Source organism: Veillonella sp. S13054-11 (assembly GCF_002959795.1).
GTDB lineage: Bacteria > Bacillota > Negativicutes > Veillonellales > Veillonellaceae > Veillonella > Veillonella parvula_E.
This window is the reverse complement of record NZ_PPCY01000001.1, coordinates 180,900-198,865: the sequence shown is the minus strand read 5'-3', so window position 1 is coordinate 198,865 and position 17,966 is coordinate 180,900. Positions and strand designations below refer to the sequence as shown.

General features: G+C 36.5%; 19 protein-coding genes and 5 tRNA genes. 22 read left to right on the top strand and 2 right to left on the bottom strand.

The features are described 5' to 3' along the window. Window positions 1-4 precede the first annotated feature (4 nt). From VPHSUH08_RS00970 to VPHSUH08_RS00940, 7 genes are all read left to right on the top strand, one after another. Window positions 5-601: an MBL fold metallo-hydrolase gene (locus VPHSUH08_RS00970; protein WP_004697139.1), complete on the top strand. Its 597-nt coding sequence runs from the start codon at window positions 5-7 to the stop codon at window positions 599-601. Window positions 602-651: 50 nt separating this feature from the next. Then, a tRNA-Asp gene (locus VPHSUH08_RS00965) sits at window positions 652-727 on the top strand. 5 nt (window positions 728-732) lie between these two features. After that, window positions 733-808, top strand: a tRNA-Phe gene (locus VPHSUH08_RS00960). A gap of 7 nt (window positions 809-815) precedes the next feature. Further along, window positions 816-890: transfer RNA gene (locus tag VPHSUH08_RS00955), tRNA-Gly, on the top strand. Between the two features lie 9 nt (window positions 891-899). Further along, window positions 900-974, top strand: a tRNA-Cys gene (locus VPHSUH08_RS00950). Between the two features lie 14 nt (window positions 975-988). Further along, window positions 989-1,077 (top strand) — tRNA-Leu (locus VPHSUH08_RS00945). A 106-nt stretch (window positions 1,078-1,183) separates the two neighbouring features. After that, window positions 1,184-1,639 carry a DUF523 domain-containing protein gene (locus tag VPHSUH08_RS00940; protein ID WP_105086520.1) on the top strand — a complete coding sequence of 152 codons (456 nt, stop codon included), beginning with the start codon at window positions 1,184-1,186 and terminating at the stop codon, window positions 1,637-1,639. 94 nt (window positions 1,640-1,733) lie between these two features. On the opposite strand, the gene VPHSUH08_RS00935 is transcribed toward VPHSUH08_RS00940, so the two are convergent. Further along, on the bottom strand, window positions 1,734-3,566 hold the full coding sequence (locus VPHSUH08_RS00935) for a phosphoethanolamine transferase (RefSeq protein ID WP_004697153.1): 1,833 nt from the start codon (window positions 3,564-3,566) through the stop codon (window positions 1,734-1,736). 169 nt (window positions 3,567-3,735) lie between these two features. On the opposite strand from VPHSUH08_RS00935, the gene VPHSUH08_RS00930 reads away from it, so the two are divergent. From VPHSUH08_RS00930 to VPHSUH08_RS00870, 13 genes are all read left to right on the top strand, one after another. After that, entirely contained in the window at window positions 3,736-4,461 is a 726-nt protein-coding gene (locus tag VPHSUH08_RS00930) for a ScpA family protein (RefSeq protein ID WP_004696959.1), read from the top strand. Between the two features lie 12 nt (window positions 4,462-4,473). Further along, on the top strand, window positions 4,474-4,983 hold the full coding sequence (gene scpB / locus VPHSUH08_RS00925; protein WP_004693207.1) for an SMC-Scp complex subunit ScpB: 510 nt from the start codon (window positions 4,474-4,476) through the stop codon (window positions 4,981-4,983). Window position 4,984: 1 nt separating this feature from the next. Next, window positions 4,985-5,713, top strand: a complete 729-nt coding sequence (locus VPHSUH08_RS00920) for a pseudouridine synthase (protein ID WP_004697430.1) — start codon at window positions 4,985-4,987, stop codon at window positions 5,711-5,713. Then, on the top strand, window positions 5,710-6,957 hold the full coding sequence (locus VPHSUH08_RS00915) for an NAD(P)/FAD-dependent oxidoreductase (protein WP_004697422.1): 1,248 nt from the start codon (window positions 5,710-5,712) through the stop codon (window positions 6,955-6,957). Before VPHSUH08_RS00920 ends, VPHSUH08_RS00915 begins: the two co-directional genes overlap by 4 nt. Window positions 6,958-6,965: 8 nt before the next feature. Next, entirely contained in the window at window positions 6,966-7,649 is a 684-nt protein-coding gene (gene cmk, locus VPHSUH08_RS00910; RefSeq protein ID WP_105086519.1) for a (d)CMP kinase, read from the top strand. After that, window positions 7,642-8,262, top strand: coding sequence for a 1-acyl-sn-glycerol-3-phosphate acyltransferase (locus VPHSUH08_RS00905; protein WP_004697382.1), 621 nt, complete (start codon window positions 7,642-7,644; stop codon window positions 8,260-8,262). The genes cmk and VPHSUH08_RS00905 overlap by 8 nt, the downstream gene beginning before the upstream one ends. Continuing rightward, a complete protein-coding gene (locus VPHSUH08_RS00900; protein ID WP_004697305.1) occupies window positions 8,253-10,151 on the top strand; it encodes a bifunctional 4-hydroxy-3-methylbut-2-enyl diphosphate reductase/30S ribosomal protein S1 in 1,899 nt (632 codons plus the stop codon). Before VPHSUH08_RS00905 ends, VPHSUH08_RS00900 begins: the two co-directional genes overlap by 10 nt. 113 nt (window positions 10,152-10,264) lie before the next feature. Further along, complete coding sequence (gene der / locus VPHSUH08_RS00895) at window positions 10,265-11,599, top strand: ribosome biogenesis GTPase Der (protein ID WP_004697047.1); 1,335 nt, start codon at window positions 10,265-10,267, stop codon at window positions 11,597-11,599. Beyond that, window positions 11,599-12,195, top strand: a complete 597-nt coding sequence (gene plsY / locus VPHSUH08_RS00890; RefSeq protein ID WP_004696947.1) for a glycerol-3-phosphate 1-O-acyltransferase PlsY — start codon at window positions 11,599-11,601, stop codon at window positions 12,193-12,195. The genes der and plsY overlap by 1 nt, the downstream gene beginning before the upstream one ends. A gap of 3 nt (window positions 12,196-12,198) precedes the next feature. Beyond that, entirely contained in the window at window positions 12,199-13,197 is a 999-nt protein-coding gene (locus VPHSUH08_RS00885; RefSeq protein ID WP_004697398.1) for an NAD(P)H-dependent glycerol-3-phosphate dehydrogenase, read from the top strand. A gap of 67 nt (window positions 13,198-13,264) precedes the next feature. Next, window positions 13,265-13,816 carry a 16S rRNA (guanine(966)-N(2))-methyltransferase RsmD gene (gene rsmD / locus VPHSUH08_RS00880; protein WP_004697242.1) on the top strand — a complete coding sequence of 184 codons (552 nt, stop codon included), beginning with the start codon at window positions 13,265-13,267 and terminating at the stop codon, window positions 13,814-13,816. A 4-nt stretch (window positions 13,817-13,820) separates the two neighbouring features. After that, window positions 13,821-14,312 (top strand): pantetheine-phosphate adenylyltransferase, encoded by a 492-nt coding sequence (gene coaD / locus VPHSUH08_RS00875; RefSeq protein ID WP_004693226.1) that lies wholly within the window; start codon window positions 13,821-13,823, stop codon window positions 14,310-14,312. A gap of 11 nt (window positions 14,313-14,323) precedes the next feature. Further along, window positions 14,324-14,791: a hypothetical protein gene (locus VPHSUH08_RS00870; protein WP_004693228.1), complete on the top strand. Its 468-nt coding sequence runs from the start codon at window positions 14,324-14,326 to the stop codon at window positions 14,789-14,791. A gap of 164 nt (window positions 14,792-14,955) precedes the next feature. Here VPHSUH08_RS00870 and VPHSUH08_RS00865 read toward each other — a convergent pair whose 3' ends face one another. Beyond that, window positions 14,956-16,671, bottom strand: a complete 1,716-nt coding sequence (locus tag VPHSUH08_RS00865; protein ID WP_004697185.1) for an NFACT family protein — start codon at window positions 16,669-16,671, stop codon at window positions 14,956-14,958. Between the two features lie 127 nt (window positions 16,672-16,798). Here VPHSUH08_RS00865 and VPHSUH08_RS00860 point away from each other — a divergent pair, with 127 nt between their 5' ends. Both VPHSUH08_RS00860 and remA read left to right on the top strand, forming a co-directional pair. Further along, complete coding sequence (locus tag VPHSUH08_RS00860; RefSeq protein ID WP_004696991.1) at window positions 16,799-17,680, top strand: YicC/YloC family endoribonuclease; 882 nt, start codon at window positions 16,799-16,801, stop codon at window positions 17,678-17,680. Window positions 17,681-17,694: 14 nt separating this feature from the next. Continuing rightward, a complete protein-coding gene (remA, locus tag VPHSUH08_RS00855; protein WP_004695657.1) occupies window positions 17,695-17,964 on the top strand; it encodes an extracellular matrix/biofilm regulator RemA in 270 nt (89 codons plus the stop codon). Window positions 17,965-17,966 lie beyond the last annotated feature (2 nt).

The window sequence follows — 17,966 nt, the reverse complement described above, 5'->3', positions numbered from 1 at the left end:
CTATATGGAAGTTATAAAACGTCCTCTAGGGCTTTATAAAGCAAATTGTTATGTACTTATCAAAGAGGGAAAATCTATAATCATTGATCCGGGCTTTCATTGTAACCACATTATTGATATGGTTGCGGATTCTGAACCTATAGCAGTTTTATTGACACATGGTCATTGTGATCATGTGTCCGCCTTGGATGAAGTATGTACACATTATAATATTCCCGCTTATTTACATCCTTTAGATCAAGAATTGTTACAGTTAATTCGACGGAGACCAAGTGTATATAAGAAAAAAATGTATACACATTGTAATGATTTAGTAGAAGGGCAATTACAGTTAGATCCTTTTAATATAATAGTTCATCATACACCTGGGCATAGTGCTGGATCGGTTTGTTTAGAAATTGAAGGCCATCTATTTACTGGTGATACTTTATTTAAACAAAATGTGGGAAATACAGATAATTATAACAGTAATCCAGCTGATTTGATTAAGAGTTTGAATCATCTTTTAACTTTGTCTAAGGAGTTAATTGTTGAGCCTGGACATAGGGAATCTACTATATTAAAACATGAGGAAGAATTTATTAAAAATATTGTAGTATAGTGTTGACAAAAGTCCTGATAACCGATATACTAAGCAAGTACTTTGGTTACGGCCCCGTGGTGTAGCGGTTAACATGTCGCCCTGTCACGGCGAAGATCGTCAGTTCAAATCTGATCGGGGTCGCCATTTATGCCTCGGTAGCTCAGTTGGTAGAGCAACGGACTGAAAATCCGTGTGTCGACAGTTCGATTCTGTCCTGAGGCACCATTTATATGCGGGAATAGCTCAGCGGTAGAGCACCGCCTTGCCAAGGCGGGGGTCGCGAGTTCGAATCTCGTTTCCCGCTCCAATTTTATATGGCGGCATAGCCAAGCGGTAAGGCAGAGGTCTGCAAAACCTTTATTCCCCAGTTCGATTCTGGGTGCCGCCTCCACAATCGTTACCCATGCCGGGGTGGCGGAACAGGCAGACGCAACGGACTTAAAATCCGTCGGTTGGAAACAACCGTACCGGTTCGATTCCGGTCCTCGGCACCAATTAAGACTAACTTTGGGTTAGTCTTTTTTCTTATATACAATTAAAACGATTTGTGAAAATTATTACTATAAGTTACGTATAAATATATAAGAGATAGATAAATCTATGAATAAGAAACCTAAGTTATTGATTAGTGAATGCCTATTTGGTGTACCCTGTCGATATGATGGCAAAGACAATTATATAGAAACGATAGAGGCTCTAAAGGAATATTATGAATTAGTACCAGTATGTCCGGAAGTGTTAGGGGGACTTAGTACGCCTCGTGATCCTGCGGAGCGGCAGGGTGAACGTATATGTACTGTTAATGGAGCTGATGTTACAGATGAGTTTGTAAGAGGTGCTCAATTAACAGTTGATATTGCACTAAAATATGGTTGCAAGCAAGCTTTGATGAAGGCGAAAAGTCCTAGCTGTGGATATAAGTGCATTTATGATGGAACTTTTACTAGAACATTGAAAAATGGTCATGGATGTACTGTAGAGGCTCTATTAGAAAAGAATATAAGAATTTATACGGAAAATGATATAGAGCTTTTGCTTGCAGAAAAAAAGAGATGAGTTAAACTCATCTCTTTTTGGTTATATTAAGTTGTTTTACTATTAAAATAACTTAATACAATAGAAAAATAATGGCAACAATATCAATTAAAGACTACTTGTTTGTATTAACAGGATCATTTGCTAATGGTTGTTCACCAAGTAATGTAGTTAAGTTATGTAGATTAAATCGATATTGAGCATTACTAAAATCTCGTGTTGCATCATATCGTTGACTTGGAGCATGCATGAGACCAACTAATGTATCGTATAGCAAATCATTAGTAAAGAATTGATGCTCGTGTTTTGCAAGTACCTTAGCAGTCTGTGGATAGGTTGAGCGATATTGTGGAGATAGGTATACCCAGAATGGAATATGTGTCATAACAAAATCAAATGTATCAGGGTTATGCGATTTGTCTAAACTTTCACCGTGATCGGAGAAATACACCATGGCTTGTAAGTTTAATTTGTCTTTGCCATAATTGTAAATTTGTTGTAATAACCAGTCTGTGTATAATTGGCTGTTAGCATATGCTTCTTGACCATCAGGATACGGACCTTGTTTCCACTTGCTAAATTCATGCGGGTAACGATCATTGTAGTAAATATGACTACCCATAATATGTATAACGATAAAGTTGTTCTTGGTAGGATCTACAGTTTCTAATAATGGCAATAGAGCTTCATCATATCGATCTGAGAATGCATAAGATTCATGGGCCCATTTTGTTGTGTCTGCAGTCTTAGCCATTAATGAAATAGCTGTATCATATTCACCGAATACACCTTGATTGCTAAACCAAGAAGTCGTGTATCCCGCTTTTTTAGCAATATCTAAGATATTGGCTGAATCAAGAAATGGTTTATCATCATATTGATTTCGTTCAGATAGTGCACGCTCCAAGGTTGGTACTGTTTGTACGTACGATGAATAGGCATTATCAAAGAAGACAAAGTCTTTATTGTCCGAACGCATATTGCCTTGCCATGGAGTATCGTCATATGGGAAGTTTGGATTATATACTTTCATATAATCTCGAGAACTAGATTCGCCAATGACTAGAATAATAGTACCAGGTGTTTTGTTCACCGCTGTTTCCTTTGTGTCTAAATTAAAGGAATCAAATACTAAGTGGTGATTATCATTATATTGTTGCATTTGTTTTACATAATCGCCTGCAGCAATCCAGTTCGCCACAATACAGGTTTGTGGGAACAAGAAGAATGGTACATATACTAAAAAAGCTACAAGGGATGCGATAAGCATAGCTGACCGCATAGGACGTGTAGTATTTAAGTTTACTACTGCTTTCATACCTAAGTTAGACCAGTACAATAAATAAGTCCATAAGATAAGACCAATACTTATTGCTATAAGACCAGGTATTCCAGCTGCATTCTTTAAAAAACCAAATGCTTCTTCTGGATTGGTCATATATACGGCTAGCAGACTGGCTGGCGTTAAGCAATGCCAAGTAGTCATGTAATAGCCGATCTGTAAGAATGGTATTAAGCTCAGAATCATGGAAATGATAGCCATGATTAAGGATGTTGTTTTATGGAAGCGATTTGTTTGGTTCAGTAAAAACTGAATGCCTGATAATCCCATGAAAATTAATAAGCCAAATAAAAAATCATTAGCAAATTCATAGAAGTATAATGGCTTCACATAGGACCAATGGAATAAAAGAGGAAAGGTAAGTGCCCATAAGATTCCGACTAGGCCATACCCTAAAAAAGGCCTGTGGAAAACGGTACACCCCATAAAATATTGAAATAAAAAGGTACCTACAATTGTTGGTACAGCTAAAATCGTAATATCCTCTACATCAAGCCCTAAGGTTATGGGCTCATAAATTAAAAATAAAATGATATATAAAACAATACCTATAATACCAAAGCGAAAAATTGGATTTCGCCCAATTTGCCTCACACTCGATGACATAATAAATCCTCTCTAAAAGGAATACACAATAACGTATCTTTTTTTAATATAAAATAATTACAATAATAAAGATAGCAGATGAGTGTAAAAAAAACAATTATTTGAAAGTACTACTATAAATGCTTTATAATTATATAGTTAAAAACATTTTTTCTGAGGATTGGGTTTTATGGGAGATTATAACTACAAGTTGGACGTTTTTGAAGGTCCCCTTGATCTGCTCTTGCATCTCATTGAAAAACATAAAATAGAAATTACCGATATTCCTATCGTTGAAATAACGAGTCAATACTTGGCATATCTAGACAATTGGAACCATTTTGATATTCATTATAGTAGTGAATTTCTTGTTATGGCATCTACCTTATTACAGATTAAATCACGCATGTTATTACCTAAGGCTGAACCTGAGCCCGATGAAGCAGAGGATCCACGTGACGAGTTGGTAGCAAAATTAGTAGAATTTAAGAAAATTAAGGATATTACATCTCTATTAATGGAGCGTACCGCTGTATCTGCGAATATATTTAGTCGTCCTGAAGAAACGAGTGTGCTTGGATTAGATAGTGTATATAATTTGGAACTTTCACAGTTATATCAAATTTTTTATCAAACTATAAAACGAGCTAAAGAGTTACCAGAAGAAGAGACGATTCGTGAGGTAAAGGTTGAAAAGGATACGTATAGTTTAGAGGACATGATTATATCCTTGTCTAGTCGGATACATCGTGGCGAATGTCTATATTTTAGGGAGTTATTAGTAGCAATTGAAACGAAAAGTGGTATGGTAACCATCTTTATGGCTGTTTTAGAATTGTTAAAACAACAAGTTATGGAAATGCGTTATGAAGATGATGATATTATATTCACTGCTATCTTAGAGCGGGCCGTGTAGAAAGGGGGCTATATGAGCTTACCAACGATGCATTTAGAAGCCGTTTTGTTTTCATCGGCAAAGCCTATATCGATAGATATGTTAGCAGAAGTGTTTGGGCTTTCCACAGAGGCGACACAAAAATATATAGAAGAATTACAACGAGAACTAGAAGAACAGAATCGAGGTATTCGAATACGTATATCTGGAGCCGGTGTTGAATTAGTAAGCGCTGTTGAATGTGCTGATTATGTTGGGCATATTCGTAAAAGAGAAGATAAATTATCTAATGCGGCTATGGAAACATTAGCTGTTATCGCCTATAAGCAGCCTATTACAAAGGCTGAAATCGAAGAGGTGCGCGGTGTAAATAGCGATAAAATTATAAAACAATTATTGACTCGATCTCTTATAGCTGAATTAGGTCATAAGGATACTGTAGGTAGACCGATTCTATATGGCACGACTGATGAATTTTTGAGAAGTGCTGGTGTAGAATCGATAGAAGCCTTACATCAAGAAGTTTCGGAAACAGAAGGGTAGCATGGAACGATTACAAAAATATATTGCCAGTTGTGGTATTGCATCACGGCGTAAGGCAGAAGAACTAATTACAGAAGGTAAAGTACAGGTCAATGGTCGCAAGGTAACCGAATTAGGGGTCAAAATTAATCCACAAAAAGATAAGGTTAAGGTTAATGGGCAATTATTGGCTCAAGAGAAACCAGTATATTATTTGTTAAATAAGCCAAAGGGGGTCATTACATCTGTGTCTGACCCTCAAGGTCGAGAAACGGTTTTAGATTATATAAAAAATGAAACGAAACGAATTTACCCTATTGGTCGTCTCGATTTATATACAGAAGGTTTGTTACTGCTTACGAATGATGGAGAGTTGGCACAAAATCTAACGCATCCATCTAAAGGCGTGGAAAAGACTTATGAAGTTCGTATCAAAGGTCGTGTTCGCGATGATGATTTGCAAATTATTGCAAATGGTGTAGAGCTTGAAGATGGTATAACTGCACCTGCAACAATTGTAGATTTAGGTTTTGATGATCATAATGGTGTACATGAAGTAGAAATTACAATTCATGAAGGTCGCAATCGTCAAGTTCGTCGTATGTTTGAACACTTTGGCTATCGTATTCATAATTTAAAACGCATTGCGTATGCTGGTCTTACTTTAGGTGGTGTGAAACGAGGCGCTTCTCGTCAACTAACAATTCGTGAAGTAAAAGCGCTAAAAGCATTGGGGACAGATAAGGCATGAAGCAAATCATAGTCATTGGCGGTGGTGCGGCAGGTCTAATGGCAGCTGTTATAGCAGGCCGTGAAGGAGCACGCGTCATCTTATTGGAAAAAATGAATATGGTTGGCAAGAAAATGGGCATTACCGGTAAAGGTCGCTGTAATATTACGAATAGTGCAGATATGGCCGAATTTATAAAAAATACGCCTGGTAATGGTAAGTTCTTGTACGGTGCCTATGAACGCTTTAGTAATGAAGATCTTCTGGACCTATTGCATAGCTGGGGGTTAAAAACTAAAGTAGAACGTGGGGGACGAGTGTTTCCTGAATCCGATTCTGCATTAGAAGTACGCAATATCTTTATGAAAATCCTAAAAAAGTATAATGTTCAAGTTCATTTAAATGAACCTGTTACATCGATTACTGTACAGGAAAATCGTGTAGTTGGTGTTACAACGGATAAGGAACAATATGCTTGTGATGCTGCTATTATTTGTACTGGTGGTGCATCTTATCCATTGACAGGTTCTACTGGTGATGGTTACGTTTTAGCCGAAAAAGTGGGACATACTATTACTGATATTCGTCCATCCTTAGTCCCTATCGTTACAAACGAAACGTGGGTAAAGGAAATTATGGGGCTTAGTCTTCGTAATGTTGAGGTATCCGTAATTTCTAAAAGTAAGGTACAAGCTAAACAATTTGGGGAAATGATGTTTACTCATTTTGGTCTTACGGGGCCTACAATTTTATCATTAAGTCACATGGTAGGTAAGTTGCTTCGTAAGAAAAATCCTCAAATTACCATTGAAATTAATCTTAAGCCTGCTTTAACTGCAGAAGTATTGGATAATCGCTTGCAAAAGGATTTTGATTTATATTCTAAAAAACAATTGGCTAATGGGATGAAGGATTTACTACCTGTAAATCTTATTCCCATTGTTATAAAGCTTGCTGAGTTAAATCCGGCTAAACCAATTAATCAAATTACAAAGGAAGAGCGTTTGCGCTTATGTCATGTATTGCAACATATGACAGTAACTGTTAAGGAATTACGACCTGTAGCGGAAGCTATTGTTACAGCAGGTGGTATTTCATTAAAAGAATTTAATCCTAAAACTATGGAGTCTAAATTGATTGGTGGTTTATATGGTGCTGGTGAAGTACTAGACATAGATGCTTTTACAGGAGGCTATAATTTACAAGCTGCCTTTTCCACAGGCTATGTGGCGGCTATGCATGCCGTACACGGTGATGAAGAATAGAGGTTATTATGAACACTAAAAAAATTGCCATTGCTATTGATGGTCCTGCTGGGGCTGGTAAAAGTAGCATTTCTAAAGTAGTGGCCAATGAATTAGGGTATTTATATATCGATACAGGTTCCATGTATCGCGGTGTTACATGGGCAGTTCTTGATAGTCAAATTGATGTTAAGGATCAAGCTGCTGTAGAAGCTTTATTACCTTCTTTAAATTTGACTTTAGAGCCTACTGCAACAGCATGCAAGGTCTATATTAAAGGGAAAGATGTTACATCATTAATTCGCCAGCAGCAAATTAATGATAATGTATCGACTATAGCTTCTTATAAAGGGGTTCGAAAATATTTGGTAGAACGCCAACAAGAGATGGCCGCCGTTGGGGGAGTTATATTAGATGGACGTGATATCGGTTCTGTCGTATTACCTAATGCAGAGCTAAAAATTTATTTAACCGCTTCTGTAGATGCACGTGCAAAACGTAGATGGTTAGAAGTACAAGGTACATCAAACGAGCAAACACTAGACGAAATTAAAAAGAATGTTGTTAGTCGTGATGAAATGGATAAAAATCGTGAAGAGTCTCCACTTGTATGCGTTGAAGATGCAGTGGTTGTAGACTCTAGCGATATGAATTTCGATGAAACTGTGGCATATATATTGAATTTAGTGCAGGAGACAATCAATCATGAATAAATTTTCAACCTGGTTATGGCGTACCGCTTTTTGGCTTCGCTATAAGGTAGGGTATGGACTGAAAGTATATGGTCGTGATAATTTTCCAATGGAAGGACCCGTTATCGTGGTGCCTAATCATTTAAGTAATAATGATCCCCCTATCTGTGGCTATGCTTTGCCTAGACATGTACACTTTATGGCTAAACAAGAATTATTTGTGAATCCTATTTCGCGTTTTTTTTGTACATGGCTTGGTGCATTTCCGTTAAATCGCGGTGCTATTGATAAAGTTGCTATTCGTCATGCCATGGGACTACTTAAAGATAATAAGGTTTTAGGCATATTTGCAGAAGGTAACCGTCAAAAAAGTGGTAAGCTTGGTAAATTTCATGATGGTGCAGCATCAATTGCTCTTAGAACAGCGGTTAGCATAGTGCCTGTTGCTATCATTGGCTCTCACAATATGGAACGTAATAAAGTGGCTTGTATTATTGGTAAACCGATTCCAGTTGAAAAAGCTAAAGCGACTCCAGAAGCGATTCAAAAAGTAAATGATAGTGTTAAAAGTGAAATCCAACGAATGATAGATTCTTATCATAACAATTGTATAGAGGAGACTTTATGGAAATAATTTTGGCTAAAAACCATGGTTTTTGCTATGGTGTAAAACGGGCTGTTGAAATGGCAAATGAAGCTGCAAATAACGATGGTAAAAGCTATACATTAGGTCCTATTATTCATAATCCTCAAGTTGTAGGTCGTCTTGAAGACAAAGGGGTAAGCCCTGTTCAAGAAGTGTCTGATATCGCTGAAGGCACAATGATTATTCGCTCTCATGGTGTAGGACCTGCTATTTACGAAGAGGCAGAAGAAAAAGGATTACATGTTGTGGATGCCACATGTCCACATGTAAAAAAAGCACAGCAAGATGCAAAGTCTGTTATAGATGAAGGTATGACTTTGGTGATTTTGGGAGAAAAAAACCATCCTGAGGTTAAAAGCATCAATTTATGGGCAAATAACGAAGGAATAATCATCGAAGATGAAGAATCCGCCCAAAAACTACAAGTTGTGGAAAAAATGGGCGTTGTTGTACAAACAACCTTTTCACAATTCAAATTTAACAGTATAATAGACATATTAGAGAAAAAATCTAAGAATCTTAAGGTTTTCAAAACGATATGCAATGCAACGCAAGAACGACAGAATTCTGCCGTTGATTTAGCACGTAATGTAGATCTTATGATAGTGATAGGCGGTAAGAACAGCGGCAACACAAACCGATTGGCAGAGGTTTGTCGTGACGTTGGATGTACAACGTATCACATTGAAACTTCTACTGAATTACAACTGGAATGGTTTAACCGAGTACAGACGGTAGGAGTAACAGCAGGAGCATCGACTCCCGACTGGATTATTAAGGAGGTCATTGAGACAATGAAAGATTTTGCAGAATTATTAGCAGCCGAAGGTCAAGAAGAATTTAAGAAAGGGAACGTTGTAGAAGGTACAGTAGTTCAAGTCGAAGATGAACGAGCTTATGTATCTTTTGGCTACAAAACTGAAGCCATTTTGAACAGAACTGAAATTTCTTATCCAGCACCAGAATCTGCCAAAGATGTGTTAAAAAATGGTGATGAAATTAAAGCAGTTATCATGAATCACATCAAAGAAGATAATCCTATTTATCTTTCTATGACTCGCTTGGCTAAAGATGAAGATTGGCAATATGTTATCGAAGCACAAGAAAAAGATGAAGCTATCGTATGTAAAGGTATTGATGCTATCCCAGCAGGTTTAGTAGTAACAGTTAAATCCCTTCGTGGTTTCATTCCATTGTCCCAAGGTGATGTTCATTTCGTGAAATCCTTAGACAACTTGGTTGGTACAGAATTTGAAGCTAAAGTACTTGAAATCGATGAAAAGAAAAACCGTTTGGTTCTTTCCCGTCGTGCAGTATTGGAAGTGGAACGTCAAGCTAAATTAGCTGAAGCATTGAAAAACATCAACGTTGGCGAAAACTATAAAGGTATCGTTCGTAAAATCATGCCTTATGGTGCATTCGTAGATATCGGCGGTATTGAAGGTTTACTTCACATTTCCGATATTTCTTGGCAAAAAATCAAAAAAGTGGAAGATGTTCTTTCTGTTGGCCAAGAAATCGAAGTTAAGTTACAATCCTTCGACGCTGAAAGCAATAAATTATCCTTGTCCTTAAAAGCTTTATCTAAGAGCCCATGGGACGTTGCTGAAGAAACATTGCATGTTGGCGATGTTATTAACGGCAAAGTTGTTCGTTTAGTAGCTTACGGTGCATTCGTAGCTGTTAATGACGACATCCAAGGTTTACTTCACATTTCTCAAATTACAAAACAACGTAATGCGAAAGTTGAAGATTACTTGAATCGTGGTCAAGAAGTTGAAGTTAAAATCATTTCTCTTAACAAAGATGAAAAGAAATTGGGTTTGGCTTTGACTGAGTTGATGGAATCAAAAGAAACTGCAGAAGACGCTGAATAATTCATTGTCTAATAAAAGGCTAGCCAAGGTTTCCTTGGTTAGCCTTTTTGCGTACTTTACTTAGAATATGATAAAATATAGTAATGTATTAGATTAGATAATGAGGTGAAACTATGGCAAAACCATTAGTGGCTGTTGTAGGCCGTCCAAATGTAGGTAAATCTACACTTTTTAATGCCATTGTTAATAAACGTATCTCTATCGTTGAAGATATTCCGGGGGTAACAAGGGACCGTATTTACTTCGATGCAGAGTGGTTAAATCGTGAGTTTACAATGATCGATACTGGTGGTATCGAGTTCATTACTGAAAATAGTCATGTTATTCCTAAGATGATGCGATTACAAGCTGAATTAGCTATTGAAGAAGCGGATGTAATTTTATTTGTCGTCGATGGTAAACAAGGTATTGTACCTGCTGATGAAGAAGTTGCAAATATTCTTAGAGCTAGTGGAAAACCTGTTGTACTCGTAGTTAATAAGATTGATAGTGTAAATCAAGAGCCGAATATTTATGAATTCTACAATCTTGGTTTGGGGGATCCCATTGGCATTTCCGCTAAAAATCTTATGAATTTAGGTGATTTGCTGGATGATACTGTTAAACATTTTCCACCAGTTGGCACTAATGTAGATGATGAAGATACTATTCATGTTGCCGTTATTGGTCGTCCAAATGTAGGTAAATCTTCTTTGACTAATGCATTATTAGGACAAGATCGTGTAATAGTATCTGATGTAGCAGGTACTACTCGAGACTCCATTGATACGTATTGGACTCATGAGGGCCAAAAATTTGTACTTATTGATACGGCGGGAATGCGTCGTAAGTCTAAAATCGAAGAAGCCGTTGAACGATATAGTATTGTCCGCTCTTTGCGATCAGTAGATCGTGCTGATATTGTAGTTCTTGTACTAGATGCTCAAGATGGTGTTACAGAACAAGATAAAAAAATTGCAGGTTATGCTTACGAAGCGGGTAAAGGTGTAGTCATTGTTGTGAATAAATGGGATCTTGTTGAAAAAGATGACAAAACAACATTGCGTTTTACTGAAGATATTTATGATGAATTAGGTTTTTTACAGTTTGCACCTATCCTGTTTGCTTCTGCTTTAACTAAGCAACGTATTCACCGTTTAGCTGATATGTTGAAGTTTGTATCTGAACAACAATACCGCCGTGTATCTACGGGGACGTTAAATCAATTATTACAAGATGCACAAACCGTAAATCCTGTACCATCTCGCAATGGTAGAATTCCAAAAATCTATTATATGACGCAAGCTAGTGTTAAGCCGCCTACATTTATTTTATTTGTAAATGAACCAGAGCTAATTCACTTCTCTTATATGCGTTTCTTAGAGAATCGATTGCGTGAGTCCTTTGGTTTTGAAGGAACTCCGATTCGTTTAGTATTACGTGGCAAGAAACGGGATGATGAAGACTAATGGATATTATGATTATTGTATATGCTGTATTATCATATCTTATCGGATCAATTCCTAGTGGATTAATTATAGGTAAGCTTTTCTTTAATACAGACGTACGACAATATGGCTCTAAAAATATTGGCGCTACTAATACATATCGAGTTATCGGTCTTAAAGCAGCCTTACCTGTATTTTTATGTGATGCTTTAAAAGGGGCAGCAGGAGTAGTGCTACTCTCACCTTATGGGCCTATGTTTATGATCTTAGGTGGTATTCTTGGGATGATGGGACATAACTGGTCTGTTTTCCTTGGGTTTAAGGGTGGTCGTGGCGTTGCTACGGGTTTAGGTGTACTTATTGCTCTTTCACCAATAGTAGCATTGATTTGCTTTTTGGTATGGGGTGTTATCGTATATTTCACTAAACTTGTATCTTTAGGCTCTATCATTGCCGCTGCATTAGTACCAGTACTGATGTATTTCACTGGAGAATCCTTCTGGTTTGTTGGCTTTGGCGGGTTAGCAGCTTTGTTTGTCATTGTACGTCATTGGGATAATATTAAGCGTCTACTTGCTGGAAACGAGTTAAAAGTAGAGCGCATTAAAAAGGATTAAAGAATGAATGTTGTTGTTATCGGCTCTGGTAGTTGGGGGACGGCCCTTGCTATTAAATCCGTTTTAGCTGGAAATACTACAACTATATATTGTCGTCGTCCAGAATTTGCAGATAAACTTGCAAAAGACTTAGAGAATAAAGACTATTTATCAGGTGTAAAACTTCCAGAAGAATTACAATATAGTTCTGATTTAGAGGCATGTATTAGTAATGCCGAAGTGGTATTAATGGTTACTCCTTCTGTACATGTACGTACCAGTTTAGAGGCTATTAAACCGTATGCTCATAAAAATCAAGCCTATATTCTATGTTCAAAAGGTGTAGAACGAACCAGTGGCAAACTTTTGACGACTGTGATGAAAGAGGTTCTTGCTACCATAGGGTGTCATTTAGCGGTTTTGTCTGGACCTAATCATGCAGAAGAGGTTGGTCGCAACTTACCTGCTGCATCTGTGCTGAGTACTGAAAGCCTAGAGGTAGCTACAACATTGCAAAAGGCATTATGTAGTCAAAATTTTAGAATTTATGCAAATACTGATATGATTGGTGTTGAACTAGCAGGAGCCACGAAAAACATCATTGCCCTTGCAGCTGGTATTGCAGATGGTTTAGCTTTAGGGGATAATTGTAAGGCTTTACTATTAACACGTGGCCTTCATGAGATGACTCGCTTTGGGGTGGCCTTAGGGGCCCAAAAAGAAACCTATGCTGGTCTTGCTGGTATGGGGGATTTGATTGCTACTTGTATGAGCCCACATGGTCGTAACCGTGCGGCTGGTCAAAAACTAGCCGAGGGTAAGACGATGGATTTTATTGTTAATCATACTAATATGGTTGTAGAAGGATTTTTCGCAACAGAAATTATTTATAAAATGGCTTGTAAACATCAAATTGAAATGCCTATAACGAAGGCTTTATATGAGGTTTTATACGAAAAAAAATCTCCATCCATAGCATTAGCTGAGTTGATGGGGCGTGATATTAAAATTGAAGTATCATAAATAAAAGATACTTTTAATTTGGTTATTTATATACTATAATTAATGAGTATAATCTTGTGAGGGTTGTATGCGAATTATTGGCGGAACTGCTAAGGGACATGCTATAAAAGCACCTAAAGGATTAGATACTAGGCCTACACTTGATCGTGTTCGTGAAAGTGTATTTAATGTATTAGCCAATAGAGGTATATTTGGTTCTGATATACTAGATATATTTTCTGGCACTGGTGCAGTAGCAATTGAAGCCTTAAGTCGTGGTGCAGCACATGCAGTAGCAGTGGACTTTAAAACGGGAAAACTAATTTTAGAGAATGCTAAACATTGTCGTGTGGATGATCGGTTAGAAATTATTCCGAGGAAACTTTCACAATTAAAAAATTATATAGTAGGGCGACAGTTCGATTATATATTTTCTGACCCGCCATATGAAAATGGATTTATACAAGATACCATAGATTTGGTTGTAAACTATGCTTTGTTAAAACCTGAAGGTGTTTTATTATTAGAACATCATAAGGATGAGGTTTTTACCTTACCAGAATCATGGGAATGTATAAAAGAACAGAAATTTGGTTATACGGTAGTTTCCTATTTTGTAAAGACAGCCGAAAGGAGCTAAACCTGTGCGTATAGGTGTATGTCCGGGTAGTTTTGACCCAGTTACTAATGGACATGTTGATATTTTTGAACGGGGCAGCCGATTGGTTGATAAATTAATCATTGCTGTCAGCTCAAATCCGAATAAAAATTCCTTATTTTCTATGGAAGAACGGGTTGAGATGATTCGAAATTCTGTCAAACATATTCCTAATGTTGAAATTGATTGTACAGGTGGCTTGCTCAATGAGTATGTTAAATCCAAGAATGCTACTATTATTATTCGAGGATTACGTGCATTGAGCGACTTTGAATATGAATTTCAGCGCGCATTATTTGCAAAATATTTGGATGATGACATTGAAACAGTATTTATTATGACAAATAACAAATACTCTTTTGTCAGCTCCACGGGTATTCGTGAACTAGCTAAATTTGGTGGTAAGCTAGATGGTCTTGTTCCGGATGATGTTAAGGAAAAACTTGAAGAACGCTTTAATACGGTCCATAATAAATAGGGGTGAATTGTATGAAAACAGAAAAATTATTAGAAGATTTAGAGGTTCTTATTGAATCTAGCAGCCGTATTCCTATGACTACAAAACGTATGGTTGAGGAAGACGAAATTATGCGTATTATTGATTCTATTCAGGAATCCTTACCTTTGGAACTTGAAGAATCTCGTCGTATTGTAGCAGATAAAGATAAAGTGTTAGCTGATGCTCAACGTCAGGCTGAAACTTTGATCGATCAAGCTAAAGACTACATTGCTAAATTGACAGCTGAAAGTGAACTTGTAAAACAAGCTCAAGAACAAGCTAATCAAATTATTAATGCAGCAAATCAATCCTCTGATGAGCTGAAAGCTAGCTCTATTCAATATGCTGGTGATGTTCTTAAATATGTTGAAAATAACTTGGAGAAAACATTGGAAAGCTTGCGTCAAAATCGTGAAAGTTTGAAACAAACTGAACAACGTACGGAAGAAAACCAATAGTTTAAACAAAGGCTAGATATCATATTATATCTAGCCTCTTTTTATATGTTAAATTCCATAGAAAACTTAAGATAAGTAATATCAAATTTCAGATCAATATGTAAAAAATAATGTGAGCAAAATAATAAGCCAAAAATAAAAGCGAAGGGATACCTTCGCTTTTATCATTCTCTATAGTTTTCTGGTTTTTTAGGTTCCACAATCATAGTTTGATGGGTATTAAAAATAACAAATCCCAAAGGAGATCCAGGTGGCTTTTTGATATTTTTAATGTATGTATAATCTACCGGGACCTTACTAGTATCACGAGCTTTACTAAAGTAGGCTGCATATTGTGCTACTTTAGATAGAATCATATCGTCTGGCTCAACATTGAGTCTTAAAATAAGGTGCGAACCTTGGATATCTTGTGTATGGAACCAAATGTCAGTTGGCTTTGCAAATCGGTGTGTTAAATATTCGTTTTGCTGATTGTTACGACCGATGAATATTTCACCTTCATCAATTGTTAAGTGAATGTAGTTAGATTTACCTAGTTTGTAAGATAATGGTTTTTTTGATTTTTTTATAATGCCTGCCACCATACATTCTTTGCGTATTTCTTCTAAACTTTCACGAGTGGTGGCTAAAGAGATACTGTACAGAATGGATTGTAAGTATACTAGTTTTGTGGTACTAGCATTGAGTTGGTACTCGCCGCTAACCATACGATTTTTTAGTTTTGTATAAAGCTTATAATACCATTGTGCATTTTCCACAATCGTTAAGTTTGGCTTTAAAGGAATAGTTAAGATTTCGTTTTCTTCGGAAAGAAGATTTTGCAATTCAATAGAAGGCTCATATTGCACTTGAAGGTGTGCATTTATCATTAGAAGATCACCATATAATTTATAGGTTTCCATTTTCTTAGTATCTTCTAATTCATCTTTAATCTTTTGATGGCGACCTTCTTCCTTTTTGATGGCTGCTGTTAAGATTTTTTCTAACTCTTTATCAGCTGTATGAATTGCTTTTGTATTATGAATGGATTCCTCTAAGGCTTCAGAAATAGTGTTGTATTCTTTTAATACCTTATAGTTGTGTAATAAAATACTTGCGTAAGCTTTTTTATTGTTATCGTTGACTAAAGTAAACAAACCTTTGCTATTTTCGAGCTTTACCTTGAGGTCGTACAAGGCTTTAGCAAGTGTATCTAGTTGAGAAGTATCTAAATCAGTTATGATTTCTTCACCACTTAATTTGGAAATATATAAAAGTTCATCCAATAAAGGTTTACCAAAACCGTTAAAGATAGCTCGAATAGATTGCTGCACAGAACCATTACCAAAGGAAGTAAGTAGATTTTTTATTTCATTATTATCAAAGTCCATTAAACTTACGCGATTAGTATTAGGTGGTAAATCATACTGTAATTTTGGACTAATAATACGTTCACGATTCATGAGAGGGGAAACGTGAATTAAGGACTCTAAAATAATACCGTCTTGTACGAAGATACAGTTGGAATATTTGCCCATTAATTCAATATAAATATATGTACTCGTAATAGAACCATCCATTTCTAGTTTATCCATTTGGATACACATGATACGGTCACCGTTGATTTGTTCCACCTTTACGATGCGGCTACCTTCAATATGCTTTCGCAAGAACATGCAAAGTGAGCTTGGTTCTTTTGGTAGATCTTGAAGTGGTTGGCTAAGATACATCGCTGGTGTGGCGCCTACGGTAATGATCAAGTTTTGATCTTCGTTAAGTGCTCGAACTTTAAATAATAATGTAGTTTTATCTATTTGATATAGTTTTTGTATTTGACCTGTTTGTAGACGCTCATTTAATTCTTTAGCGAGTACAGACATGGTAAGTCCGTCTAAATTCATAGTACTCCTTTCAAATATATTTAGAAGTATAGTTTAGTATACCATAGTGTACATATAATTCTCAGTATTTAAACACGGATTGTGTAATTCGTGGTACAATAATAAAAACTACTAAGGAGGATGATTTATGAAAAGTATGACCGGTTTTGGTTCTGGCACAGCAACCAAAGATGGCATTACCTGTACTGTAGAAATTAAGTCCGTAAACGCTCGCTTCTTGGATCTGTTTATTCGTAGTCCAAAACAAATGAATCCTTTTGAAAGTACTATTCGTGGAATGATACAAGATCGTATTACTCGTGGTAAGGTTGAGGTATCAGTTTCTATTCTAGATGCAGGGGAGCGACCTAAAACTTTTACTATTAATAGTGTATTGAGAAAACAAATACAAGAGTTGTTGGTACAAGAAGAATTCTATGATGATTCTAAAAAGGTACCTTTACAAGCTGTAAATTCGATTTCTACTGAATGGGTTCAACAACAAGATACACCAATTGCAGAAGATGTTCTATCAGATATTGTAAAAGAAGCAACGATTCAAGCATTAGATGCTTTAATAGCAATGCGAACTGCGGAAGGTCAACATATCAAGCAGGATCTATTAGATCGTATCGATACACTTGAAAAAATCATTACTAAAATTGACACTAATAAATCTGGTGCTGTAGAAGCATATCGCGAACACATAAAAACTAAAATTCAGGAATATTTAATTTCTTTAGAAGCGAGTATTAGTGAGGATCGTTTTATACAAGAGATTGCTCTATTGGCTGATAAGACGGATATTACGGAAGAGATTGTCCGATTTACCTCTCATGTGGTACAATTAAAAAATACACTTGCAGATACAAACTCAATCGGTCGTAAGGTCGATTTTATTTTGCAAGAAATGAATCGTGAAGTAAATACAATCGGCTCCAAAGCAATGGATTCGATTATTACTGAGCTTGTGGTTCAACTTAAATGTGAGTTAGAGAAAATTAGAGAACAAGTACAGAATGTAGAGTAATAGGAGGTCTATGAATGAGTATTCAATTACTGAATATAGGCTTTGGTAATATGGTATCTGCTAACCGTGTTATGGCTATTATTAGTCCTGAATCCGCCCCTATAAAGCGGATGGTTCAAGATGCTAGAGACAAGGGATTGCTCATTGATGCCACATATGGTCGTAAGACACGTGCTGTATTAGTTATGGACAGTGGTCAAATTGTATTATCTGCAATTCAACCTGAAACCGTAGCACATCGACTTGTGCAACATGATGTGGATGTAGATACAGTGGAATCATAGGA